Origin of the sequence: Rhodococcus opacus, assembly GCF_012396235.1 — a bacterium.
GTDB classification, from domain to species: domain Bacteria; phylum Actinomycetota; class Actinomycetes; order Mycobacteriales; family Mycobacteriaceae; genus Rhodococcus_F; species Rhodococcus_F opacus.
The window spans coordinates 1-23,847 of record NZ_JAAXPA010000019.1 but is presented as its reverse complement, the minus strand read 5'-3'; the positions used below and the strand labels follow the sequence as shown (position 1 = coordinate 23,847).

Annotated in this window: 28 protein-coding genes and 1 pseudogene; 19 read left to right on the top strand and 10 right to left on the bottom strand. The window is 67.9% G+C overall.

Annotated elements, in window-relative coordinates; genetic code table 11:
• Positions 1 to 2 precede the first annotated feature (2 nt).
• Complete coding sequence (locus HGB39_RS23700; protein ID WP_005565335.1) at positions 3 to 677, bottom strand: response regulator; 675 nt, start codon at positions 675 to 677, stop codon at positions 3 to 5.
• 30 nt (positions 678 to 707) lie between these two features.
• Positions 708 to 2,324 carry a sensor histidine kinase gene (locus HGB39_RS23695; protein WP_052023961.1) on the bottom strand — a complete coding sequence of 539 codons (1,617 nt, stop codon included), beginning with the start codon at positions 2,322 to 2,324 and terminating at the stop codon, positions 708 to 710.
• A gap of 67 nt (positions 2,325 to 2,391) precedes the next feature.
• Here HGB39_RS23695 and HGB39_RS23690 point away from each other — a divergent pair, with 67 nt between their 5' ends.
• The 4 genes from HGB39_RS23690 to HGB39_RS23675 are packed head-to-tail and all read left to right on the top strand — an operon-like array spanning position 2,392 to position 5,861.
• The gene (locus HGB39_RS23690; RefSeq protein WP_005259246.1) at positions 2,392 to 3,381 is read left to right on the top strand and encodes a Bug family tripartite tricarboxylate transporter substrate binding protein; all 990 of its coding nucleotides are present in this window, start codon (positions 2,392 to 2,394) and stop codon (positions 3,379 to 3,381) included.
• Positions 3,378 to 3,917: a tripartite tricarboxylate transporter TctB family protein gene (locus HGB39_RS23685; protein WP_005565338.1), complete on the top strand. Its 540-nt coding sequence runs from the start codon at positions 3,378 to 3,380 to the stop codon at positions 3,915 to 3,917. Before HGB39_RS23690 ends, HGB39_RS23685 begins: the two co-directional genes overlap by 4 nt.
• Before the next feature lies 1 nt (position 3,918).
• Positions 3,919 to 5,478: a tripartite tricarboxylate transporter permease gene (locus HGB39_RS23680; RefSeq protein ID WP_005240632.1), complete on the top strand. Its 1,560-nt coding sequence runs from the start codon at positions 3,919 to 3,921 to the stop codon at positions 5,476 to 5,478.
• Positions 5,475 to 5,861, top strand: coding sequence for a universal stress protein (locus HGB39_RS23675; protein ID WP_005259244.1), 387 nt, complete (start codon positions 5,475 to 5,477; stop codon positions 5,859 to 5,861). Before HGB39_RS23680 ends, HGB39_RS23675 begins: the two co-directional genes overlap by 4 nt.
• A gap of 50 nt (positions 5,862 to 5,911) precedes the next feature.
• Here the strand turns inward: HGB39_RS23675 and yaaA are convergent, their stop codons facing one another.
• Positions 5,912 to 6,655: a peroxide stress protein YaaA gene (gene yaaA, locus HGB39_RS23670; protein WP_005565339.1), complete on the bottom strand. Its 744-nt coding sequence runs from the start codon at positions 6,653 to 6,655 to the stop codon at positions 5,912 to 5,914.
• Positions 6,656 to 6,711: 56 nt separating this feature from the next.
• On the opposite strand from yaaA, the gene HGB39_RS23665 reads away from it, so the two are divergent.
• The 6 genes from HGB39_RS23665 (at position 6,712) to HGB39_RS23640 (ending at position 13,118) form a co-directional block, all read left to right on the top strand.
• Positions 6,712 to 8,457: a proline--tRNA ligase gene (locus tag HGB39_RS23665; RefSeq protein ID WP_005565341.1), complete on the top strand. Its 1,746-nt coding sequence runs from the start codon at positions 6,712 to 6,714 to the stop codon at positions 8,455 to 8,457.
• A gap of 68 nt (positions 8,458 to 8,525) precedes the next feature.
• On the top strand, positions 8,526 to 10,256 hold the full coding sequence (locus tag HGB39_RS23660) for an acyl-CoA dehydrogenase family protein (RefSeq protein ID WP_064080733.1): 1,731 nt from the start codon (positions 8,526 to 8,528) through the stop codon (positions 10,254 to 10,256).
• A gap of 136 nt (positions 10,257 to 10,392) precedes the next feature.
• Positions 10,393 to 10,794, top strand: a complete 402-nt coding sequence (locus tag HGB39_RS23655) for a hypothetical protein (protein ID WP_005565344.1) — start codon at positions 10,393 to 10,395, stop codon at positions 10,792 to 10,794.
• Between the two features lie 122 nt (positions 10,795 to 10,916).
• Positions 10,917 to 11,213, top strand: coding sequence for a hypothetical protein (locus HGB39_RS23650; protein WP_005261398.1), 297 nt, complete (start codon positions 10,917 to 10,919; stop codon positions 11,211 to 11,213).
• A gap of 266 nt (positions 11,214 to 11,479) precedes the next feature.
• Positions 11,480 to 11,938: an Hsp20/alpha crystallin family protein gene (locus tag HGB39_RS23645; protein ID WP_005261399.1), complete on the top strand. Its 459-nt coding sequence runs from the start codon at positions 11,480 to 11,482 to the stop codon at positions 11,936 to 11,938.
• A gap of 217 nt (positions 11,939 to 12,155) precedes the next feature.
• Complete coding sequence (locus HGB39_RS23640; protein ID WP_005261400.1) at positions 12,156 to 13,118, top strand: alpha/beta fold hydrolase; 963 nt, start codon at positions 12,156 to 12,158, stop codon at positions 13,116 to 13,118.
• Here HGB39_RS23640 and HGB39_RS23635 read toward each other — a convergent pair whose 3' ends face one another.
• Together HGB39_RS23635 and HGB39_RS23630 are read right to left on the bottom strand one after the other, a co-directional pair.
• Complete coding sequence (locus HGB39_RS23635; RefSeq protein WP_043943784.1) at positions 13,119 to 13,766, bottom strand: FHA domain-containing protein; 648 nt, start codon at positions 13,764 to 13,766, stop codon at positions 13,119 to 13,121. It abuts the gene before it with no gap.
• Between the two features lie 30 nt (positions 13,767 to 13,796).
• Complete coding sequence (locus HGB39_RS23630; protein ID WP_005565346.1) at positions 13,797 to 14,423, bottom strand: TetR/AcrR family transcriptional regulator; 627 nt, start codon at positions 14,421 to 14,423, stop codon at positions 13,797 to 13,799.
• Positions 14,424 to 14,525: 102 nt separating this feature from the next.
• Between HGB39_RS23630 and HGB39_RS23625 the strand changes: the two genes are divergently transcribed.
• Both HGB39_RS23625 and HGB39_RS23620 read left to right on the top strand, forming a co-directional pair.
• On the top strand, positions 14,526 to 15,971 hold the full coding sequence (locus HGB39_RS23625; protein WP_005565347.1) for a DHA2 family efflux MFS transporter permease subunit: 1,446 nt from the start codon (positions 14,526 to 14,528) through the stop codon (positions 15,969 to 15,971).
• Positions 15,972 to 16,204: 233 nt separating this feature from the next.
• Entirely contained in the window at positions 16,205 to 16,468 is a 264-nt protein-coding gene (locus HGB39_RS23620; protein ID WP_240960285.1) for a hypothetical protein, read from the top strand.
• Between the two features lie 4 nt (positions 16,469 to 16,472).
• On the opposite strand, the gene HGB39_RS23615 is transcribed toward HGB39_RS23620, so the two are convergent.
• On the bottom strand, positions 16,473 to 16,613 hold the full coding sequence (locus HGB39_RS23615; protein ID WP_005572109.1) for a hypothetical protein: 141 nt from the start codon (positions 16,611 to 16,613) through the stop codon (positions 16,473 to 16,475).
• A 557-nt stretch (positions 16,614 to 17,170) separates the two neighbouring features.
• Here HGB39_RS23615 and HGB39_RS38945 point away from each other — a divergent pair.
• The 3 genes and pseudogenes from HGB39_RS38945 (at position 17,171) to HGB39_RS23605 (ending at position 18,865) form a co-directional block, all read left to right on the top strand.
• Entirely contained in the window at positions 17,171 to 17,779 is a 609-nt protein-coding gene (locus HGB39_RS38945; RefSeq protein ID WP_240960286.1) for a transposase, read from the top strand.
• Positions 17,713 to 17,955: pseudogene (locus HGB39_RS38940) on the top strand (IS200/IS605 family accessory protein TnpB-related protein); the annotation flags it as partial. The gene HGB39_RS38945 and the pseudogene HGB39_RS38940, both read left to right, overlap by 67 nt.
• Positions 17,956 to 18,130: 175 nt before the next feature.
• Positions 18,131 to 18,865, top strand: coding sequence for an ABC-2 transporter permease (locus HGB39_RS23605; RefSeq protein WP_064080734.1), 735 nt, complete (start codon positions 18,131 to 18,133; stop codon positions 18,863 to 18,865).
• 17 nt (positions 18,866 to 18,882) lie between these two features.
• On the opposite strand, the gene HGB39_RS23600 is transcribed toward HGB39_RS23605, so the two are convergent.
• The 4 genes from HGB39_RS23600 to HGB39_RS23585 all read right to left on the bottom strand — a co-directional run bounded on the left by HGB39_RS23600 (position 18,883) and on the right by HGB39_RS23585 (position 21,261).
• Entirely contained in the window at positions 18,883 to 19,710 is an 828-nt protein-coding gene (locus HGB39_RS23600) for an SDR family NAD(P)-dependent oxidoreductase (RefSeq protein ID WP_081276609.1), read from the bottom strand.
• Entirely contained in the window at positions 19,707 to 20,192 is a 486-nt protein-coding gene (locus HGB39_RS23595; protein ID WP_054248970.1) for a nuclear transport factor 2 family protein, read from the bottom strand. The genes HGB39_RS23600 and HGB39_RS23595 overlap by 4 nt, the downstream gene beginning before the upstream one ends.
• Positions 20,193 to 20,293: 101 nt before the next feature.
• Positions 20,294 to 20,737, bottom strand: coding sequence for a ferritin-like domain-containing protein (locus HGB39_RS23590; RefSeq protein ID WP_005261410.1), 444 nt, complete (start codon positions 20,735 to 20,737; stop codon positions 20,294 to 20,296).
• Positions 20,734 to 21,261 carry a hypothetical protein gene (locus HGB39_RS23585; protein WP_064080736.1) on the bottom strand — a complete coding sequence of 176 codons (528 nt, stop codon included), beginning with the start codon at positions 21,259 to 21,261 and terminating at the stop codon, positions 20,734 to 20,736. The genes HGB39_RS23590 and HGB39_RS23585 overlap by 4 nt, the downstream gene beginning before the upstream one ends.
• Before the next feature lie 197 nt (positions 21,262 to 21,458).
• Between HGB39_RS23585 and rimP the strand changes: the two genes are divergently transcribed.
• The 4 genes from rimP to HGB39_RS23565 form a co-directional block, all read left to right on the top strand.
• A complete protein-coding gene (gene rimP, locus HGB39_RS23580) occupies positions 21,459 to 22,031 on the top strand; it encodes a ribosome maturation factor RimP (RefSeq protein WP_043788091.1) in 573 nt (190 codons plus the stop codon).
• Positions 22,028 to 23,059 (top strand): transcription termination factor NusA, encoded by a 1,032-nt coding sequence (nusA, locus tag HGB39_RS23575; protein ID WP_005240670.1) that lies wholly within the window; start codon positions 22,028 to 22,030, stop codon positions 23,057 to 23,059. Before rimP ends, nusA begins: the two co-directional genes overlap by 4 nt.
• Before the next feature lie 44 nt (positions 23,060 to 23,103).
• Complete coding sequence (locus HGB39_RS23570; RefSeq protein WP_081276610.1) at positions 23,104 to 23,457, top strand: YlxR family protein; 354 nt, start codon at positions 23,104 to 23,106, stop codon at positions 23,455 to 23,457.
• A 105-nt stretch (positions 23,458 to 23,562) separates the two neighbouring features.
• Positions 23,563 to 23,847: translation initiation factor IF-2 N-terminal domain-containing protein (locus tag HGB39_RS23565; protein WP_312029807.1), on the top strand; the 285-nt coding region annotated here is incomplete at its 3' end.

Genomic DNA, 23,847 nt, shown 5'->3' with positions numbered 1-23,847 from the left:
TGTCAGCGTGGGGCAGGCCGGTACCGGCGGACGGGCCTGCCCGCGCCCCCGTATTCGAGCCGGACCTCCAGTAGACCCTCGGACAGGTAGTGCTCGAGGTAACGGCGCACGCTGACCCGGGACAGTCCGGCGAGTTCGGCGCATTCGGTCGACGACAGCTCGCCCTTCGACCGCAGGATGTCGAGCACCAGGCGACCGGTTTCGGCGCTGAGCCCCTTGGGGAGCCGGCTCGGTTCCGGATTCTTGCCCTTGCCCCCGAACAGGGAGTCGATCAGGGATTGGTCTGCGCCGGACTGTGATTCGAGGGCGCGGGCGCGGCGGCGGAAGTTCTCGAGTTTTTCCTGCAGCTGCGTGTAGTCGAACGGTTTGACCAGATAATCGGAGGCGCCGCCGTGTAGCGCGCGGCTGACGGTGTCGATCTCCCGGGCGGCGGTGATCATGATGACGCCGACCGCGTTGCCCTCCGCGCGCAGTTGTTGCAGGACGTCGAGGCCGGACATGTCCGGCAGGTACACGTCGAGGAGCACGAGGTCGGGGTGTGCGGTGCGCACCGATTCGAGGGCCTCGGCGGCGGTACGCGCCACCCCGACGGTGGTGAACCCCGGTGTCTTGTCGACGAATCGGCGGTGGATCTCCGCGACCATGAAGTCGTCGTCGACGACCAGGACCTCATACATCGCCACGCCGTCCCGTCATGATCGGAGAGTCTAGCTACGCGGAACGTGGACGGTGAACAAGGCACCACCGGTGCCGGGTGCGTCCGAGACGGCCGCGGAGCCGCCGTGCTGGGAGCTGACGAGACGGACCAGGGCGAGCCCGATTCCGCGGCCACCGGGTGTGCCCGGCTTCGACGTGACACCGCGCGAGAAGATCTCCTCCCGCATCGTCTCGGGAACGCCGGGGCCGGAATCGGCGACCTCGATGAGAATGCCGTCGTCGTCGGTGATCCGGATCGAGATCCGCGCGTCCCGGCCGCCCTCGGACACGTCGACGGCGTTGTCGATGAGGTTGCCGAGGACGGTGATCACGTCGGTGGCGAGCTCGGGGTCGAGGGCGTGCAGGTGCGAGTCGGGTTCCAATGTCAGCGACACCCCGGTCTCGGCGGCGAGCGACGTCTTCGCGATCAGCAGCGCGGCGACGGCCGGATCCGAGATGCGTTGTGTGACAGCGTCACTGATCTCCGCTCGACGGCGGGTGAGGGTGCCGACGAATTCGGTGACGGCGTCGTAGTCGCCGAGCTGCGTCAGACCCGAGATCGTGTGCAGCTGGTTGGCGAACTCGTGCGTCTGCGCGCGCAGGGTGTCGGTGACACTCTTGTGCGACGACAGCTGGCTCTGCATGGACGCCAGTTCGGTGCTGTCGCGCATCGTGGTGACGGTGCCGATCTTGTGCCCCTGGCTGGTGGCTGCTCGCCGGCTCAGCGCGAGCATGCGCGACGACGTCGACAGCACCACGTCGCGGCCGTCCTCCCCGTTGAGGAGGTACTGCCGGACGGCGGGGTCGAGCGCGACGTCGTCGACGTGTCGGCCGACGGCGTCGTCGGGGAGGTCGAGAAGTTCCTGGGCGCTGTCGTTGAGCACGGTGATCACCCCGTCGGGGTTCACCGCGACCACACCCTCGCGAATGCTGTGCAACAGGGCCTCGCGATGGTCGGCAAGGCTTGCGATCTCGGCGATTTCGAGTCCACGGGTGTGGGTCTTGATCCGGCGGGACAGCAGCCACGAGCCGAGAAGCCCGAGACCGGCACCGATTCCGAGATACAGGAGCAGGCGCGCCCCGGCGCTGCTGAGCAGATCCCAGACCGACGGGTAGTCGTCGCTGACCGAGACGACCGCGAGGACGTCCCCGGTGGCGGACAGGATCGGGACGTGTCCGACGATGGCGCGGCGTCCGTCGACGTCGACGTCGCCCGACCAGGCCCGCCCGGTCATCACATCGCTGGCGCCGAGTTCCGCGGGCACCCCGAGCCGCGTCGGATCGGACGACACGGTCACCGCCCCGTTCGGCGCGACGATCTCGGCGAGTGTGGCGCCCGACAGGTTGACGGCGCGATCGACCTCGGGCGCCAGCACGCGCTCGACCGAGCGGTCCGACAGCTGGTCGCGCACCACCGGCGTCGACGCCACGTTCTCGGCGACCGCGATCATGCGCTGCCCCTGGAGGTCACGGAACTCCACGGTCGACTGGTGCACCGACACGGCGGCTACCGCGAGCAGCACGACGCCGACGACGACGAGCTGGAGGAGCAGGACCTGGCCCGCGAGGCTACGCACGCGGGGATGAAGTGGTGACCACAATGAACTTAAGTTCCGTTTCGTTCGCATAGGTGACGTGCATCACCCCTGAGGTTCAGTATTGCGGAAGATCACATTCATGGCGAAATGAGGAACGATGTCGAGAACAGGTAGCGGGAGCAGGGTACGCGCGCTGCTCCTGCTCGCGCTCGTAGGCCTCCTCGTGGCCGGCTGCGGGGTCACCCGCGGCGAGGACGAGGGCCTGCACAGGGTGCGGATGATGGTTCCGAACAGTCCGGGCGGCGGCTACGACCTCACGGCGCGCACCGCGGTGAAGATCATGGAAGACGAGGGCATCACCGGCCGCGTCGAGGTCTTCAACGTGATCGGCGCAGGTGGAACGGTCGCGATGGCCAGGCTGATGAACGAGGCCGGCAACGACGACCTCATGATGATGATGGGCCTGGGTGTCGTCGGTGCCGGCTACACCAACGGATCCACCGCGCGCGTGTCCGAGGCGACCGCGCTGGCCAAGGTGGTCGAGGAGCAGGAGGGCATCCTCGTGCCCGCGGATTCACCGTTGCAGACCATCGACGACTTCGTGGCCGCATGGCGCGCCGACCCGGCGTCGATCACCATCGGCGGCGGGTCCTCGCCCGGCGGGCCGGACCACCTGTTCCCGATGGAGACGGCGCGCGCGGTCGGAGTGGACCCGAACGCGGTGAACTACGTGTCCTACGACGGCGGTGGCGACCTGCTGACGGCCCTTCTCGGCCAGAAGATCACCGCGGGCACGTCGGGACTCGGCGAGTACGTCGACCAGATCGAGGCAGGCCAGGTCCGGGTCCTCGCGGTGTCGGGGAACGAGCGGGTCGAAGGTATCGACGCGCCGACACTCACGGAGGCCGGGGTGGACCTCACCTTCACCAACTGGCGGGGAATCCTGGCGCCGCCCGGACTGTCCGACGGTGCCAAGGCCGACATGGTCGAGGCGCTCGAAAAGTTGCACGACACACCGGAATGGAAGGAGGCCCTGGTGAAGAACGGTTGGAGTGACGCCTTCACGACGGGACCGGAGTTCGAGCAGTTCCTCCGGGACCAGGACGAGCGGGTCTCGTCCACCCTGGCCGAATTGGGGCTGACATGACCGCGCCCGCAGAACCGTCCGCCGTTTCCGCGGACACGGCGCCGGCGCCGAAGCGGAGGGACTACGCACAGTTCATCGTCTGCGCGGTGATGGCCGTGATCGGGGTGTTCCTCATCGTCGACGCACTGTCGCTCAGCGACGGCTTCGCGAAGGTCGACCCGGTGGGTCCGCGACTGTTCCCGCTCGTCATCGGTGGGGGACTGCTGGTCTTCGCCGTGCTGCTCGCCGTCGCGATCATGAGGGGCTCCACCGGGGAAGCCGACAGCGGCGAAGACGTCGATCCGGAATCCCCGGGCGACTGGAAGACGGTGGGCCTGCTCGTCGGGTTGTTCGTGGTGACCATCGCGCTCGTCGACTTCCTGGGCTGGGCGATCATCGGCACCATCCTGTTCGCCGGGTCCGCAACCATTCTGGGCAGCCGGCACTGGGTGCGGAACATCGCCATCGGGGCCGTGCTCGGATTCGGCAGCTTCTACGCGTTCTACGTCGGGCTCGGAATACCGCTGCCCGCAGGCATTCTGGACGGAATTCTCTGACATGGACAATCTGAACTGGCTGCTGCAGGGGTTCGAGCAAGCAGCCACCCCCATGAATCTGCTCTACGCGTGCATCGGCGTCCTTCTCGGCACGGCGGTCGGCGTCCTCCCGGGCATCGGACCGGCCATGACCGTGGCACTCCTGCTTCCCGTCACCTACAACGTCAGCCCGAGCGCAGCGTTCATCATGTTCGCCGGCATCTACTACGGCGGCATGTACGGCGGGTCGACGACGTCGATCCTGCTGAACACGCCGGGGGAGTCGTCGTCGGTGATCACGGCGATCGAGGGCAACAAGATGGCGAAAGCCGGCAGGGCCGCGCAGGCCCTGGCGACCGCCGCGATCGGGTCGTTCGTCGCCGGGTCGATCGGCACGATGCTCCTGGTGCTGTTCGCGCCCATGGTGTCGAGTTTCGCGGTCACCCTCGGAGCCCCGTCCTACCTCGCGATCATGCTGCTCGCCCTCGTGGCCGTCACGGCCGTCCTCGGAACCTCGAAGCTCCGCGGATGCATCTCCCTGCTGCTCGGTCTCGCGATCGGGTTGGTCGGCATCGACTTCCTCACCGGCCAGCCGCGTGCCACGTTCGGCATCCCGCAGCTGTCCGACGGGATCGACATCGTCGTCGTCGCGGTCGCCGTGTTCGCACTCGGTGAGGCCCTCTGGGTGGCCGCTCACCTCCGCCGCAAGCCGGCCGAGGTCATTCCCGTCGGCAGGCCGTGGATGGGCAAGAGCGACTGGAAACGTTCGTGGAAGCCGTGGTTGCGGGGCACCGCCTACGGGTTCCCGTTCGGCGCACTTCCCGCAGGCGGTGCCGAACTGCCCACCTTCCTCTCCTACATCACCGAGAAGAAGCTGTCGAAGCACAAGGACGAATTCGGCAAGGGCGCCATCGAAGGTGTCGCCGGTCCCGAGGCCGCCAACAACGCGTCCGCGGCGGGCACACTCGTGCCGATGCTGTCGCTGGGCCTGCCGACCAACGCCACGGCCGCGGTCATGCTGACGGCATTCGTGTCGTACGGAATCCAGCCGGGACCGACACTGTTCGAGAAGGAACCGCTGCTGATCTGGACGCTGATCGCGAGCCTGTTCATCGGCAACTTCCTGCTCCTGGTGCTCAACCTTCCGCTCGCACCGCTGTGGGCGAAGCTGCTCCGCACGCCGCGCCCCTACCTCTACGCGGGCATCCTGTTCTTCGCCGCGCTGGGCGCGTTCGCCGTCAACCTCCAGTGGCTCGACCTCGCGCTGCTGCTGACGTTCGGACTGATGGGTCTGATGATGCGGAGGTTCGGGCTGCCGGTGCTGCCGCTCATCATCGGCGTCATCCTCGGACCGCGCATCGAACGCCAACTGCGGCAGAGCCTGCAGCTCGGTGGCGGTGACTGGGGCAGCCTGTTCACCGAGCCCGTCGCGATCATCGTCTATATCGTGATCGCAGTGCTCCTCATCGCACCCCTCGTCGCCAAGGTCGTCCGCGCGCACTACCCCGTCGCGGCGCCCGATTTCCCCGACGGACCGGCCGGTGGCGACTCCACCGACACCAGAGAGAAGGCACACGCATGATCGTCGTCGGATACACCCCCGACCAGTTCGGAGCGGCGGCCCTCGAACACGGCGTCGCGGAGGCGCAGCTGCGCGGTACGTCGCTGCTCGTGATCAACACGTCGAAGGGCGACTCCCTCGCCGACCAGTCGTTCGCCGACAACGCCCACCTGGAGGAACTCGAAGGCAAGCTGGCCGCGAGCGGGGTCGACCACGAGGTCCGGCAGATCGTGGGAGACGAGACCGTCGACGTGATTCTCGAGGCCATGACGGCGCCAAGCGCGGAACTGCTCGTGATCGGCATCCGCGACCGCACCCCGGTCGGGAAGCTCCTGATGGGCAGCACCGCCCAGCGCCTGCTGCTGTCCTGCCGCAAACCGGTCCTGGCAGTCAAGCCCGAATAAAGCCCCTGTGAGTACTTATTAACCGCCGGCGGTTAATAAGTACTCACAGGTCAGTCGGTGAGGATGATCAGCTCGCGGTCCGACGCCACCTCGACGCGCAGGCCCGCCTTCGACGCCACCCGCGCCACCCCGCGCACGTCCTGGGGTTCGGCGCGGGAGACGGTGAGCGCACGCGCCAGCAGACCCTTGTGGTGTTTGTTGAAATGACTGACGACGGTGCGGGTGCCGTCCGGCTTCTCGGTGAGGACGGTGGCGATCACGGCCTCGGGGATCGGTCCGAGTTGCTGGTACGTCCCCGACCGCAGGTCGACGACGAGGCCGTCCGCTTCCGCGGCGATCGCCCGGCTCAGTTCCGGTTTCCACAACGCGCGGAGAGTGCCCAGCCCCGGGAGCTTCGATCCGCCCGACAATCGGTAGGCGGGGATCAGGTCACCCGCGCGCACCGCACCGAACAGCGCGGACCCCATTGCCAGCCGCGACAGCGCCTTGGACTTCTGCGCCTTGGTGAACGACTTCGCGTCGAGCGCGTCGAACAGCACACCGGTGTAGCGCTCGAGTGCGGGCCGGGTGGGGGAGACCCATAGTTTGGCGTTGCGCTCGATCTCGTCGGCCTGGGTGGGGCCGAGGCCGAGCGCGAGCTGCGACGCCTCCCCGTCTGCCGCCAGCGCGACCAGCGCCTGGACCAGCACTTCGCGGGTTTCGGTGAGCTGCGGCATCGATAGCTCGGCCAGGTCGAGGGGCGCGTCGGCGCCGCCGTCGGACTTGGTTTCGGAGGGAGGAAGTAGCACCAGCACGCACGAAACCCTACCGACGCGCCCGTCCCCGTCCCAGCCGACTATTCTGGTATCCCGTGATTACCCGCCTGTCCCACCTGTTCCTCCGCACTCTGCGCGACGACCCCGCCGACGCCGAGGTCCCCAGCCACAAGCTGCTGGTCCGCGCCGGTTATGTGCGTCGCATCGCGCCCGGCGTCTACTCGTGGTTGCCACTGGGTCTGCGCGTGCTGCGTGAGGTCGAGCGGGTGGTGCGGGAAGAGATGAACGGCATCGGTGCCCAGGAGATCTCCCTGCCCGCGCTCCTGCCGCGCGAACCGTACGAGGCGTCCAACCGCTGGACCGAGTACGGCGACGGACTGTTCCGGCTGAAGGACCGCAAGGGCGGCGACTACCTGCTCGGCCCCACCCACGAGGAACTGTTCGCGCTCACCGTCAAGGGGGAGTACAACTCGTACAAGGATTTCCCGGTCACCCTGTACCAGGTGCAGACCAAGTACCGCGACGAGGAGCGCCCGCGGGCAGGCATTCTCCGCGGCCGCGAGTTCGTCATGAAGGACTCGTACTCCTTCGACCTCACCGACGAGGGACTCACCGAGTCGTACCGGGCGCATCGCGACGCCTACGAGCGGATCTTCACCCGGCTCGGCGTCAAGTACGTGATCGTGTCGGCGACGTCCGGTGCGATGGGCGGCAGCGCATCGGAGGAGTTCCTCGCGGAGAGCGAGATCGGTGAGGACACCTACGTCCGCTGCCTCGAGTCGGGTTACGCCGCCAACGTCGAGGCCGTGAAGACGCTGGCTCCCGAGCCGGTGCCGTTCGACGGACTTCCCGCCGCGAAGGTGTACGACACCCCGGACACCCCCACGATCGCGACGCTCGTCGACTGGGCCAACGGCGCCGACCTGGGCAGGACCGTCACTGCCGCGGACACGCTGAAGAACATCCTCGTCAAGACCCGGCAGCCCGGTGGCAAGTGGGAACTGCTCGGCATCGGCGTTCCCGGCGACCGTGAGGTGGACGACAAGCGTCTCGGCGCCTCTCTCGAGCCCGCGGAGTTCGAACTGCTCACCGAGGCCGACTTCGCGGCCAACCCCTTCCTGATCAAGGGATACGTCGGACCGAAGGCGCTGCAGGCCAACGGAGTTCGCTACCTCGTCGACCCCCGAATCGTGGACGGCACCAGCTGGATCACCGGAGCCGACGAGAAGGGCAAGCACGTGGTGGGGCTCGTCGCGGGCCGCGACTTCACCCCGGACGGCACCATCGAGGCCGCCGAGGTCCGCGACGGCGACCCGTCCCCCGACGGCGCCGGTGCGCTCGTCGCGGCGCGGGGCATCGAGATCGGTCACGTCTTCCAGCTCGGCCGCAAGTACACCGACGTGTTCTCCGTGGACGTGCTCGGCGAGAACGGCAAGCCCGTCCGCCCGACCATGGGGTCCTACGGCGTGGGCGTCTCCCGCCTCGTCGCCGTGATCGCGGAACAGCACCACGACGAGAAGGGCCTCCGCTGGCCGGCCGAGGTGTCGCCCGCCGACGTGCACGTGGTGATCGCCAACAAGGACGAGACCGCCCGGGAAGGTGCCGAGGGACTCGCCGCCGAACTCGACAAGGCCGGTCTCGAGGTGATCCTCGACGATCGCAAGGCGTCGCCCGGCGTGAAGTTCAAGGACTCCGAACTGCTCGGTGTCCCGCTCGTCGTGGTCGTCGGCCGCGGCTGGGGCGAGGGCAAGGTGGAGGTCCGCGACCGCTTCACCGGCGAGAGCCGCGAGGTGGCCGCCGAGTCCGCGCTGAGCGAGATCGTCGAGACCGTCAGGGGCTGATCAAACCGCCCCACGCCTTTCGTCCGGACTGTTAGCTTGGCCTGACACGTCCGGACGAAAGGCCTGCTGTGACGAATTCCCTGCTGTTCGATCCGACCTCCTACGATCCCGAGCATTTCGATCCGGAGACGCGCAGACTGCTGCGGGCGCTGATCGAGTGGTTCGAGTCTCGGGGCAAGAAGCGGTTGCTCGAGGACGATCTCGAGGCCGTGTGGCCCGACGACTTCCTGGAGTTCGTGAAACGGGAGAAGCTGTTCGCGAAGTTCCTCACCCCCGCCGACCTGGCGGGCGGCGATCCGGACAAGCGCTGGGATGCCGCACGCAACGCCGCCCTCAGTGAGATCTTCGGTTTCTACGGTCTCGCGTACTGGTACGCGTGGCAGGTGACCATCCTGGGTCTCGGCCCCATCTGGATGAGCGGGAACCGCGCCGCGAAGGAACGGGCAGCGACGCTCCTCGACGACGGCGGGGTGCTGGCGTTCGGTCTGTCGGAGAAAGAGCACGGCGCGGACGTCTACTCGACGGACATGCTGCTGACCCCCGCCGACAACGACCCGGATCTGGCGTTCACCGCGAGCGGCGACAAGTACTACATCGGCAACGGCAACGTCGCGGGCATGGTGTCGGTGTTCGGCAGGCGCACCGATGTGGAGGGCAGCGACGGGTACGTCTTCTTCGTCGCGGACAGCCGCCACCCGGCCTACCACCTGCAGGGCAATGTGGTGCACGGCCAGATGTACGTCAGCACGTTCCGGCTCGAGGACTACCCGGTGCGGGAAGAGGACATTCTCCACACGGGGGTGGCCGCGTTCGAGGCCGCGCTCAACACGGTCAACGTCGGCAAGTTCAACCTGTGCACAGGATCCATCGGGATCTCCGAGCACGCGTTCTACGAGTCGATCACCCACGCGCACAACAGGATTCTGTACGGAAGCCCCGTCACCGACTTCGCGCACGTGCGCGGAAACTTCGTCGACGCCTACAGCCGGCTGATCGCGATGAAGCTGTTCAGCGCACGCTCGGTCGACTACTTCCGCAGCGCGAGTCTCGACGATCGCCGGTACCTGCTGTTCAACCCGATGACGAAGGCGAAGGTCACCTCCGAAGGGGAGAAGGTGATCGCGCTGCTGCACGACGTGATCGCGGCGAAGGGCTACGAGAAGAACACCTACTTCCGCGAGGCCGCCCAGCTGATCGGCACTCTGCCGAAGCTCGAGGGCACCGTGCACGTCAACGTCGGCCTGATCCTCAAGTTCATGCCGAACTACCTGCTCAACCCGGCGGAGTACCCGGAGATCGGCACCCGGCTCGACGCCGCCGACGATGCGTTCTTCTGGGCCCAGGGCCCGACCCGCGGTGCCGGCAAGATTCAGTTCCACGACTGGACGAAGACCTACGAGGCGCACTCGGACGTCCCCAACGTGGCTCGCTTCCACGAGCAGGCGACCGCGCTGAGGGAACTGCTCACCACCGCCCCGCCCGACGCGGCCCAGCAGAAGGATCTCGACTTCCTGCTCGACCTCGGGCACTTGTTCTCGCTCGTGGTCTACGGGCACCTGATTCTCGAGCAGGCCGCGATCGCCGGCGTCGACCGCGATCTGATCGACCAGATCTTCGATTTCCAGATCCGCGATTTCTCCGGTTATGCCGTTGCGCTGCACGGCAAATCGTCTGCCACCGAGGCGCAGCAGAAGTGGGCGCTCGGCGCGATACGCCGCCCGGTGGTCGACGCGGAGCGGTTCTCGCGGGTGTGGGCGCAGGTGGAGAACTACGACGGCGCCTACGAAATGCGGCCGTAGACACGGCTCTACGGGGGTGGGGTGGCGTCATCCCTCGGGGTGCCGGTTGCGCCCCCTGTGGTACCTGGTCGGGTGGGTCCGATCGGCGCATTCTTATGTGGCAAGCAAAACCCCACCCCCACAGAAAGATCCACACATGACACACACCCTCAAGCGCACCCTTTCCGCTCTCGCCATCGCGGGCTTCGCCCTCACTGCCGGAGCAGGAATCGCCTCGGCCGACCCCGCTGGTGGAGCCGGCGGTGCCGGGGCTCCGGGTAGTTCGGAGGGCGGCGCCGGCGGCGCAGGCGGTAGCGCCAACGGCGGCTCCGCAAATGGCAACGTCGACAACTCCGGCGGCGTCATCATCGGTGGCGCAGCGGTCGGAGACGGTGCAACGGTCAACACGAACGTCGGCAACGGCGGCAACGCCAACGGCGGCAACGCCAACGGCGGCAACGGTGGAAACGGTGGTCCTGCCACCGGTGGTGCGGGTGGCGCCGGCGGCGCGGGCGCCGGGGACAGCACCGAAAACTGCTCGTTCATCTTCTGCATCTGACCGCGTCGTGACTGCGCGATCTTCCTGAAGTTCGAGGGGCCGCCACCCGCGGGTGCCGGCCCCTCGGCGTCAGTACTGCCCACGCCGCCTCCCCGGCACCACACACTGTGAAAGGTTCTTTCATGTCGATGTCCTTCGATTTCACCACTGCTCTGACGCGCACGGGTGCCACCGTCGCCGCCGCATTCTTCGTCCTCGCCGCAGGCGCCGGCATCGCGTCGGCGGCACCCGACGCCCCCGCCGACGACCCGTCCGTGAGCAACCTCGCGCCCGGACAGAACCCTCAGGGCGGCACCGTGACGATCGGCGGAGCGGCTGTCGGCACCGTGATCGCGATCGACGGCATCAACGCCGGTCCGGACGGAGCGAGCGTCGGCGGCTACGACTTCGGCGGCGGCCAGGGGCAACCCTGGGGGTGACGGGATTCGCACCCCAGGGTGCCTGGTCGCGCCGGTCCGTGCACCGCATTCTGAAGTGGCAGTAGAGAATACCCTCCAGTCGCGAGCGGCCCGGACCGGTCGGTACGTCGCGGCGAGGACCCCGGAACCGGACCTCACAAGGCGAAGATTCCAGGGTCCTCCCGAACTGGCACTCTCGGGTGTCGAGTGCTAAATTAGCGATGCACAGTGAATCTGGCTCCCGTCGGGGTGGCGGGCGCCTCGAGTGATGCAGGAGGTGTGTTGCTGTGCTTCGCTTCGATCCTTTCAATGACCTCGAATCCATGACCAAGAGTCTCCTCGGCACGGAATCCGGAACCGCGCGGGTACCACGATTCATGCCGATGGATCTGTACAAGGTCGACGACCACTACGTCCTGCACGCCGACCTGCCGGGCGTCGATCCCGGTTCCGTCGACGTCAGTGTCGACAACGGCACGCTCACCTTGACGGCTCATCGCAGCGCGCCGTCCGAGGAGAACGTGCAATGGATCGCCTCCGAGCGGTTCAGCGGAACGTTCCGGCGCCAGCTGTCGCTCGGCGACGGCGTCGACCCCGACCGCATTTCGGCGTCCTACGAGAACGGTGTCCTGAGCGTGACAATCCCGCTCGCCGAACGGGCGAAGCCGCGGCGGATCGAGGTCTCCAGCCTCGGAACCGGTGAGCATCGCACGATCGAGGCGGGTCCCGCGAGCGAGACGACCTGACGCTGCGGCGGGAACATCTGCTGTGCGGAAGCCCCCTCGCCGAGGGGGCTTCGGCGTGCCCGCGTCCACCCACCCCAGGGGTGGAAAGCACAACACCTCCGGGTGCACTGGCCACCACTGGGGGTCCTGGTCGGGTCGGACCGTGCGCGGCACAGTAGAGGACAAGCAAGAACGTAACGCTTTACCAGCCGCGAGCGAAGAAACCGAGGAGGCCATCATGACGAACACCCCGGTTGCACACGAGCACGAGGGCCGTCGCCTCACGGTTCGGACCGACGACGGGATCGCGCTGGCGGTTCGCGAGTTCGGTTCGCCCGACGCAGCCACCACCGTGGTGTTCGTTCACGGTCACTGCCTGCGCACCGAATCCTGGTGGGCACTGCGTGAACAGCTGGTTCGTTTCTGGCGCAACGATGTTCGTATGGTCTTCTACGATCACCGCGGACACGGAGAGTCGGGGGAGGCGCCGGCCGCCACCTACACGATCGATCAGCTCGGCCGCGACCTCGGCTCCGTGCTCGACGCCGTCGCACCGCACGGTCCGGTCGTCCTCATCGGGCACTCGATGGGCGGGATGACCGCGCTGTCGTACACGCGGCAGAACCCGCACACGATCGGTTCGCGGATCGTCGGCATGGCCCTGATCTCCACTGCGGCGTTCGATCTCGCCGAGGCCGGTCTCGGTCGTCACCTGCGTAGCCCCGCGGTGTCGCTGTTCCGCACCGCGGTGCGCCGGGCACCCCGGGTCGTGCACGGATCGAAGCGAGTGGGACGCACCGTCTGCACGGCGATTGCCCGCGCGGCGAGCGCCCGCAATCGGGCCGTCGATCCGAGGCTTGCCGCTCTGGTCTCGGCCATGGTCAACACGACGTCCGTCGTCACCATGTCGAGTTTCCTCGAATCCCTGCTCGGGTTCGACGAGCGGCACTCCCTGGCCGCACTCGCTCACATTCCGTCGCTGATTCTGTGCGGCTCGGTGGACATGCTCACCCCGTTCCAGCATTCGGTCGCCATGGCCTCGAAGCTCCCCGCTTCGGAACTCGTGAGCGTCGACGGAGCCGGGCACTCGGTAATCCTCGAGCGCGCCGCCGACGTCGCCCTCGCGATCATCGGCCTCGTCGAGCGCATCGCGCACGGTGAGACCGCCGCTTTCGACCGCGAACTGATGGCCGTCGGCTGATCAGAGATCGCGCTCGTTGATGATGCCGCTGCGCATGGCCCGCTCGGCCAGGCTGACCCGCTTCTGATTCTGCGGGAGATCGCCGACGCCGAATTTCGCGAACAACGCCCGGAGGTGAGTCTTGATCGCGTCGACACTGAGGAACAGTTCCTGGGCGATCTGCTGATTCGACGCGGGATTCGCGAATGCGGCGCCGTGCTTGTACGGCCGGCACAGCGCCGTGAGGACCGCGCGCTGGGTGTCGGTGAGGGACCGGACCTCGGGCATGTCGGTTCCCATCCGGGTGGCCTCGTCGAGAGAACCGCCGAATTCCAGGTACCGGATCTTCGTCCCGCCGATGCGGATGCTGTCGCCCTGGCGGAGCCGTCGGCGCCCCGCCAGCCGTTCGCCGTTGACGAACGTGCCGTTGCGGGAGAGCCCGTCGTCGAGGATGGTCCAGTGCGAGCCGACGCATTCGAGGACGGCATGGAGCCGCGAGACCTCGTCGTCCTCGGTGAGGAGCAGATCGGAACCGGGCGACCGTCCGATCGTGACGCGCGCGGAAGCGGGGGAGAGGTCCACGGTGTGGTGGTGACCCTCCCGGTCGGAATAGCTCAGTCGAGACTCAACGGCTCGGTCCACGGCGACGCCCCTTCCGCACGCTTCCATCGTGCCCCGCCGTGTGTCCGATGAGCAAGATCAAGAGCGGAAATCGCCGATCTCGGATGCGTTCTCGGAGCCCGCGGCGTCCAGGGCGTTGCCGAACGCGCACACGGCGAGCTCCTCGAGCGCCGGATCCTGCCCGGCGTGCTCGGGTACCTGCATGGCGAGCAGGGTGTTGAGCAGCATTCCGTTGGCGATGAAGGTGCGGGCCTGTTCGGGGCTGCACCCGGTGCGCGTTCGGATCTGCGTGTAGAGCCGGGACATCCAATCGCGGGCCAGCGCGCCGATCTCCGGGTTCGCGCCGGACGTGAAGCCGTGCATCATCACGAGCAGGAGGTCGCGGTCCTCGAGCAGTTCGGTGTACGCGATGCCCATCGGGAGCCACGACTCGTCGTTCTCGGGGTCCGCGGCGACATCGTCGAAGTACGGCTCGAAGGTGTCCATGATCCGACGCATCGCGCGGTCGAAGACGTCGGCGAACAGCCGTGACTTCGAACCGAACATGCGCACCACGTAGGGCTGGGACACCCCGGCCTCGCGTGCGACGGCGTCGGTGCTGGTGCCGTGATAGCCGTCCCTGGCGAATGCGCGGGAGGCCGCGGCCAGTACGAGTTCGCGACGTTCGGTCGCGCTCATGCGGGTCTGTTTCACGGGCGATGCCATGTTGACATGTTATCAGTCGATTACTAGTCTTCGAAATAGGTAATCATCTGATGCTTACAACTTCTTCTTCCCGTGCTCACGACCCGGATGCGAGGACCCGTCATGACGACACTCTCCGAACGCCTGGAACACGAATCGGCGGCGCCTCCCCCCGGGTGGGGCCGCGGCCGGCGGGTGCCGGTATGGCTGGCGATCGTCGCCGCCTCGATACCGATGTTCATGGCCACACTCGACAATCTGGTGATGACCAGCGCCCTCCCGGTGATCCAGCGCGACCTCGGCGCGTCGGTGGGGCAGTTGCAGTGGTTCATGAACGCCTACACACTCGCCTTCGCGACGTTGATGTTGACGCTGTCCGCGCTGGGCGACCGCCTCGGCCGTCGCCGTGTATTTCTCTGGGGCATAGTGCTCTTCGCGCTCGCGTCGATCGCGTCGGCCCTGTCGACCACCTCCGAGATGCTGATCGCCGCGCGCGCCGTCCAGGGCGTCGGCGCGGCAGCGATCATGCCGCTCTCCCTCACCCTCCTCGCCGGTGCCGTGCCGGTCGCCAAACGCGCGCTCGCCATCGGGATCTGGGGCGGCGTCTCCGGACTGGGGGTTGCCCTCGGCCCCGTGGTCGGCGGCGCCGTCGTCGACGGGGTGTCCTGGCAAGCCGTGTTCTGGATCAACGTCCCCGTCGCAGCGGTCGCGATCCCGTTGGCGCTCTATGCGCTCGGCGAGTCGAAGGGCAAGCGGCAGCCGCTGGATCCGCTCGGCGTCGTCCTGGCCGGAGCCGCCGTGTTCCTCGGAGTCTGGGGCATCGTGCACGGCAACGACGACGGCTGGACCAGCGCCACGGTGCTCGGTGCTCTCGTCGCATCGGCGGTACTGCTCGCGGCGTTCGTGGTGCGCGAATTGCGCACCCCCTTCCCCGTGATGCCGCTGCGGCTGTTCCGGTCCCGGCAGTTCTCCCTGGCCAACGTGATCGGGCTGACGTTCACGCTGGGAATGATGGGCGCCGTCTTCCTCCTGTCGCAGTACCTCCAGATCGTCATGGGGTACTCACCGTTCGAGGCCGGCCTGCGGACCCTGCCGTGGACGGCCGCACCCATGCTGGTGGCGCCGATCGCAGGCCTGCTCGCGCCGCGGCTGGGAGTCCGGACCCTCCTCGTCACCGGACTGGTCCTGCAGGGGTTGTCGCTGCTCTGGATGGCGTCGCTCATCGTCCCCGGCGCCACGTACGGCAGCATGATTCCGGCGTTCGTGATGGCGGGCGCAGGGATGGGTTTGACGTTCGCCCCCAACGCGACCGCCGTCCTCGCCGACATGCCCGAGGCCGACCACGGCACGGCCAGTTCGACCAACGCAACGCTCCGTGAGATCGGCGTCGCGCTGGGGATCGCGCTCCTGACTGCGGTGTTCCTCGGTGCGGGCGGCAGTCTGACGCCGACGGGATACATCGACGCCCTCGCGCCCGCCCTGTACGTGGGAGCCGGATTCGTGGCGGTCGCGGTCGTCGCCGCCGCCCTCATGCCGGGACGATCGAAGGCGGTCCTGGCGTCGACGTGACCCTGCCGGAATGCGGGCGGGCCCGGACCGTGAGGTCCGGGCCCGCATCAGTTCCAGGGCAGGGAGGAACGCATCGGAGAGTTCGCCGGGAACGGCGTACTCGCCGCACCTGCGCGACCTGGCGGGCGTCCCACGCCAGAAATCCGACGTTACCGCCCCGACGAGCTGGGTCACGCCCATACTCGACCGCGAGTACCAGGGCGGTGTGTTCGCCGAAGCCGATCGGCGACTCGGTGAGCCGAATCGGCCGATCGGCCGAAGGGCTCCGTCACCGCGAGACCCGCGGCACGGGCGCGCTCGACCACACCGTCCAGGTCCCCGATCCGTGCGGTGGGCGCGATCGACGGGGTGTCCTCGCCGAAACCCGCAGTGACGACAACAGCGCGTGGACGTTGCCGATCGCGTCGCGGCTCGCGAACTTGATCGTGGACAGCTCTTCCTGGGACCTTTCGGGTCTGCTGTCCCACAGCTCGAGTGAGACCGAGGCCTGCACGTGATCAGTTAGAGGCTGTGTGCGAGAACATCGTGAAGTTTGCGGGCGATCGCGAGGCGCTCCCTGCTGGCGCATCGATACTGCTCGTCCAGGGCGCTGCATTCCGCCGCCTCGGCACGTTGCCGGCGGGCGTCGAGTGTCCCGCGCATCTGCCGGATGATCGCGGCGGCGGGGAGGGAGCATCAGCCAGGCCGCGATACCCGTGAGGACACACAGCGAGAGGAACACCGGACCGTACCTGTAACCCCGGGCCACGTAGAGCATCGTGACGGCCAGCACGACGAGCAAGACCGTGACGGGAAGCCGTCGCCGTGTGCGTCGCTCGCGGCGGGTAGGCCGTCGATGTGCTTGCGGGCGAACAGAAGTGGTTGATCCACAGGTTTTCGCATTTGCGTCCGGGGAACGCTTGCCGTAGACGGCGGGTGGACACGCCTGTGAGGCTGTTGACCAAGGCGCAGAGTTGCACTGTGGGTGGATCAGTAGGTGCACGTGATGGTTTCGCCATCGTATTCAGTAAGTGTTGCCCCCGGGACTTGTCGGACCCCTCTGTCATGATCTATTCACACATCGGGTCGGTGAAGGCTAGTCGGCTAGGGGAGGCGGTGGGTGCGAGGTGAAACGGATTGTGGTGGTCAAGCTCGTACCCACTGCTGATCAGTTTGCGGCGCTGGAGTCGACGTTGGTGTTGTGCAATGAGGTTGCCGGGGTGGCTCAGTCGAGGGGACTGCGGTCGCGGCGGGCGTTGCAGGTCGCGCTGTATCCGATGGTGAAGACGCGGGGGCTGTCGGCGCAGCCGGCGTTGCATGTTCTGCGGAAAGTTGCCGACGCGTACGCCACCCGGCAGGCGAACCTGACCAACGGAAACTACGGTCGGCCGGGGTCGACCCGGTATACGGCGGTGGCCGGTACCGCGGTCGCATTCCGGCCATATGCTGCCCAACCGTTCGACGACAGGTGCCTGTCGTGGCAAATGGACGTATCGACCGTGTCGATCTGGACCACGGCTGGGCGGATGCGGGGTGTGCGGTTCGTGTGTGCGCCGTGGCAACGCACACTTCTTGCTGCCCGCAAGGGTGAAACGGACCTCGTCTACCGCGACGGGCACTTCTACCTGTATGCCACCGTCGACGAACCGTCACCGAAACCGGCCCCGCCGCCGGACACCGCCGAAGGCTGGTTGGGTGTGGATCTGGGGATCGTGAACCTCGCCGTCACCACCGACGACGATCCGGCCACCCTCGACGTGCGGTGGTCCGCACCGGTCGTGGGATCGCGGTGGAAGACCTGTCGGGTATCCGCGACCGGGTACGGCTAGCCCGGCAGCAGCGGACCCAACTCCACTCCTGGGCATACGCTCAGCTGCGAGCGCAGATCACCTACAAGGCCGAGAGGTCTGGGGTGCCCGTCGCTGTCGTCGACCCCCGGAACACCTCGCGAACCTGCTCACAATGCGGGTACTGCGACAAAGCGAACCGGGTCTCGCAAGCAACGTTCCGATGCCGACACTGCCAGTGGACCGGTCACGCCGACCACAATGCGGCCCGCAACATCGCCGCACTCGGACATCGCACGTACAGGGCCGCCCAATCAACCGCGCCCATAGCAGCCACCCCTCCCGCAGCCAGTGAGAACGTGAGCACAAACCCGGCCCTTCAGGGCCGAGTAGTTGATCTACATCACTTTCGCGACCGGCGGCACCACCGACATGGCGTCGTCCGCACCCCCGGAGGCGCTGCTCGCGCAGAGGCTGCCCTCGGCGGTGCCGCAAGTGTTCACCCAGGGCATGGCCATGTTCGGGGGCGCGCTGATGCTCATCCTCGGCGCCCTCACCATCGGCAGCGGCTACGGGTGGGGGACGTGGAAGACCGTGTTCACCCAGGGGCCTCCGCGATCGGCCGCGCTCAGCGGAACCCTGCTCGCTCTGCTGATAGTGGTGATCGGACTCGTTCTCACGGTGGCGGCCGTGGATCTCGGGGTGGCCTCGGTCGTCGCCGTGGCCGAATCGGAGTCGGCGAGTCTTCCTGCCGCGGAGGCGATGCTGAAGGCGCTCGCCTCCGGGGTGCTCATCCTCGGGATGTGGACCGCCGCCGGTGTCCTCGTCGGCGCTCTCGCACGGGGGCCGGCGTTGTCGGTCGGTCTCGGACTCGTGTGGGTGCTGGTGGTCGAAAACCTCCTCCGCGGGGTCGCGGCCGTCCTCGACCCCGTGTCGGTGGTGACGGACGTCCTGCCCGGTACCGCCGCGGGCTCGCTCGCCGGATCGCTCCGAGACTTCGGCGGTGACACCACCCCCGGCGTCCTGAACATCCTCGACGGCGGCACGTCGGTGCTACTCCTGGCCGGGTACGTCGCCGCGTTCGCGCTGGGAACGGTCTGGCTCGTCCGCCGGCGCGACGTGAACTGACCGCGCGAGGTAGCGGCTCAGAACAGGGGGCCGCCGCCGAACGGTTCGCGGTGTGACGGCGGGGTCCGGCCCTGTGTGTCGGTGATGCCGTATTCGACGGCCAGCTCCGCCGTGACGAAGGTGTGGCCGCTGCGCTGCGGGAGGGTCGGGTCCGAGTGCAGGGCGCAGATCACCTCGCCGATGAACTCGGGGGACTCGGCGTCCGCGACGGGGAACCCGGCGATGGTCTCGAGGCCGCTGGCGACGATCATCTCCGTCCGCACAATGCCCGGCCACAGCGAGACCGCACGCACGTCATGCGGAGCCAGCTCCGCCGCCATGTCGCTGGCCATCTTGTCCAGCCCGGCCTTGGACATGCCGTACAACACCGAGTGCAGATGCCCGCGGGTCCCGAACGACGAGATGTTCGCGATCAACCCGGAGCGGCGGGGCACCATCAACCGCGCAGCCTCCACGGACGCGACGTAATGGGCGCGCAGTCCGACACCGATCAGCGAGTCCCAGTCGTCCAGTGGCCGCTCCCAGAACGGGGTGCTGAACCCGCCGAATCCCTTGGGGGCCGCCCACACGTTGTTGACCAGCAGGTCGAGGCGGCCGGCCTGCTCGTCCGAGATCCGGGCGAACAGGCTGTGCACGTCCTCGTCGTCGCGGTGATCGCAGGCCACCGCGATGCCGGTCCCACCGGCGCCGGTGACCCTTCGCGCCGACACCGACAGCGGGCCGCCCTCCGTCACCGGGCCGCGCCCCGTGACGTAGACGGTCCACCCGGCGGCGCCCAGCGCCGTCGCCACGCCCTTGCCGACGCCGCGGCTCCCACCGGTGACCAGAGCTACCCCGGCGCTCACTGGACCACCACCGTGTCCTGGGCGAGCGGACGGGTGATCGACCATCGAGTGGTGAAGTGGCATCGCGACATTCGCCAGCCGCCGTCCTCGAGACGGTAGGTGTCGTCGTACTCGCCGGAGGACACGGTCTCCGTCCGCTTCAGCAGATCGACCTGGCGGAACTTCAGCGTCCACGCGCCCGACGCCTCGGTGTCGCTGTGCAGCACGATGTCCGGATGGAAGCCGTGGTGCATGTCAAGGATCACGTGCTTGCCGTCCACTTCGTGGAGCGCGATCCCGCGGAAGATGTCCGTGAGCCGGTCGGCGTCGTCGAACCGGCCGAGCGGGCCGAAGTCTATCGACGCACCGGACGAGACGAAGCAGGCACGGAACGCGTCCGGATCCTTGCCGTCGCACGCTCGCCAGTAGCGGTACTTGAGCGCCTTGATCGCGTCGATCCGCTCCAGGTCCGCCAGACGCTGCTCCACCGAGCGTTCGTCCACGCCGCCGTCCTCCCGTTGCCGTTCACCGTGTCGGGAGAGACGCTAGGCCGGGAACGCGCCGGGTGGGTGCAGAATCCCGGTGGGCGGGAACCTGCGCGTCGTCAGGGCTGGCCGGGGAACGGGTCGGTCACCGGATCGGTCCCGAGAGCCACGCGCCAGGTGGCTTCCCGGACGGCCGCCTCGGTCAGCGCGGTGACGCCGAGCGTGCGGGTGTCCTCGGTCTCGCCGTGTTCGACGACCGCCCGCCACGCGACGGCGGTGTCGGTCTCGACCTGGGCCGCCAGCTGCGCGGCCGTGATCGGATCGGTGACCGGGAAGGGCAGGGTGTAGCCCGCCTCGGCGGCCGGGGCCGTCAGTCCTGCCGCGGTCAGCGTGTCCAGGAGTCCGTCCCGGCGCGCCCGGTGGGCTGCGGCGGCGGTGGCCACCTGGGTGGCCCGGGTGGGATTCGAGAAGGCGGCGACCACACCGTAGGCGAACACCGCGGAATGTTCGGCGGTCAGCGCGTCGGCGAGGCTCTTCCCCTCGGCTTCGGTGGGTGTCGTCACGGCAGCACCACCGCCAGGTACGTTCCGCACGCGGCGCTGATCGACGCGCACAGCCCCGCGCGGTGGGCGGTCAGAGCGCGCGCCGAATCGGCTGCGCTGCGCTGCGACTCGGCCAGGTCGGCGCGCAATTGATCGAGACCGGGCGGCGGCGCCGGCGCGGTCGGAGTCGGCGACGGGGGAGCGGACGTGGTCGGTGCGGTGCCGTCCGGGTAAGTTCCTGCAGCCCTGGCGATTTCGGCATCCAACGCGTCGGCGTGCGCGGTGCGCTGGGCGCGGACGAGTTCGAGTGCCGCGCCGCGATCCGGGAGCAGCGCGATCGTGGCCGCCGCACCGGCGGCGTCGCGACGAGCCAGACGCGACTGCGCGACGAGTGAATCGACCTCGGTGTCGGAGTCCGTGTCGTCGGCGCACCCCGCCAGCAGGGGGACGCTCGCGACGCCGAAGGCCGAGGCTGCTGCGAACCGGAGAGCGGTGCGCCGGGACACGGCCGGACCGGATGTCGGGGGCCGGGGGACGGTGGGCATGAGCACCGGTCCATGGTGCCAGGTCGGGCCGCGATCCCGGGAATCGAGCACCGGGGCTGGTCACGGGCGCCTCGAATCGGCGTTACTCTTAGATGCTCGAACCCGTCCCGGCGGGTTCGCGGTGCTGCGTGCGCGGCACGATGACCTGCGAGACCACGACATACGACGAGCGACAACTGAAACGAGGAGCTTCCCCGATGCCGGTTCCATCCAAGGAGAGGGTGACGGAGCTCATCTCCGATCTGGTGCAACGCCAGGGCTACGACTTGGAGGGCGTTGCAGTCACCCTCGCGGGTCGGCACAGCGCAGTCCGGATCATGGTGGACAGCGACGCCGGACTCGAACTCGACGCGGTTGCGAACCTGAGCCACGAGATCTCCGCGGTCTTCGATTCGGTGTCCGATTTCGGGGAATCGCCGTACACACTCGAGGTCACGTCTCCCGGTATCGACCGGCCGCTCACACACGAGCGGCACTGGCGCCGGGCCCGCGGCCGCAAGGCGCGTATCGACCTCGCCAACGAAACCGTCGTGGGTCGGATCGGCGTCCTCGACGGCGACTCGGTCGCGGTGGTGATCGGCTCGCGCACGGGCCCGGAGGTTCGGCGCGTCGCGCTCCCGGACATTCAGAAAGCTGTTGTGCAGGTGGAATTCTCGAAACCCGACCCGAGAGAGCTGGAACTCGCGGGCGGGATTCCCGAGGGTCGTGTGGCACCCGCGGACGCAGACGCGTCGGAAGATGAAGAAGTAGTAGAGGGGTTGGACAAGTGAATATCGACATTGCGGCGTTGCGCGCCATCGAGGCCGACAAGGGCATCTCGATCGAGACCGTCATCTCGACCATTCAGACCGCGTTGCTCACCGCCTACCGGCACACCGAGGGGCATCAGCAGCACGCACGGATCGACGTCGACACCAAGAGCGGCATCGTGCGGGTGATGGCGCACGACGTCGACGCCGACGGCAACATGGTCGGCGAGGAATGGGACGACACCCCGGAAGGCTTCGGCCGGATCGCCGCGACCACCGCCCGCCAGGTCATCCTCCAGCGGCTGCGCGACGCCGAGCACGAGCGGAGCTTCGGTGAGTACGCCACTCACGAGGGTGAGATCGTTGGCGGCGTGATCCAGCGCGACACCCGCGCCAACTCGCGCGGCATGGTCGTGGTGCGGATCGGCAGCGAGGCCAGCGGCGCCGAGGGTCTGATCCCGCCCGCCGAGCAGGTGCCCGGCGAGAACTACGAGCACGGCGAGCGGCTCAAGTGCTACGTCGTCGGTGTGGCCCGTGGACAGCGCGGACCGCAGATCACGCTGTCGCGCACCCACCCGAACCTCGTCCGCAAGCTGTTCGCGCTCGAGGTTCCGGAAATCGCGGACGGTTCGGTCGAGATCATCGCCGTCGCCCGGGAGGCCGGGCACCGGTCGAAGATCGCCGTCCAGTCGCGGGTGCAGGGGCTGAACGCCAAGGGTGCGTGTATCGGGCCGATGGGCCAGCGGGTGCGCAACGTGATGAGCGAACTCGCCGGCGAGAAGATCGACATCATCGACTTCGACGAGGACCCGGCCCGGTTCGTCGGCAACGCGCTGTCACCGTCGAAAGTGGTCTCCGTCACTGTCGTGGATCCCGAGGCGCGCGCCGCGCGTGTCGTCGTCCCCGACTTCCAGCTGTCGCTCGCCATCGGCAAGGAAGGGCAAAATGCCCGTCTTGCTGCGCGCTTGACCGGGTGGCGGATCGACATCCGCAGCGACGCCGCACCCGCCCCCGAGTCGGCAGGCGGACCCGCCGCGACCAGTCGTTGAGCCGGGAATGCGGAGATCGGGGCGAGTCGGCGGTAGAGTGGTCAATGGTTCAGCATGAGCATCCCGATTCCGCGCGCGTTCCTACCGGTTCACCGGTGCGAACATGCATAGGATGTAGGGAGCGCGCGCTGGCTGTCGATCTGCTCAGGGTTGTGGTTAGTGAGAGCGGGCCGCAAGGTCATGTTCTCGCCCCGGACCCGAGGCGCAGGCTTCCCGGTCGAGGTGCGTGGCTGCACCCCGTCGAGGCTTGCCTGAGTCTCGCGGAACGACGCCGAGCATTCGGCAGAGCGTTGCGAGTGTCCGGAAGTGTTGACGTGTCAGAAGTCGACCACTGGGTACGAGCAGGGCACCCACCCAGAGCAGTACCTCTCGAACAGAACAGGCACAAGCACTCATGAGCACACCGTGAAGCACCAGCGATGATCGTCCATCGGAGATAACCCGAGGTCGTGCGGGCCCCTCTCAGGGGAGCCTCCTGCTCGACCTCATCAGTGAGGAGAGCAGTGGCAGGCAAGGCCCGCGTGCACGAGTTGGCTAAAGAACTCGGTGTCACAAGTAAAGAACTACTCGCAACGCTCAAGGAGCAGGGCGAGTTCGTGAAGTCGGCGTCCTCCACGGTGGAGGCGCCCGTCGCCAGGCGTCTGCGGGAATCCTTCCCGTCGGCGAAGTCCGCCGATTCCGCAGCCCGTCCGGCTGCCAAGCCCGGCGCGCCCGCGCCGAGCACCCCGGCGACCGCAGCGAAGCCGGGCGGTCCCCGTCCCGGCCCGAAGCCGGCAGCCCCGGCTCCG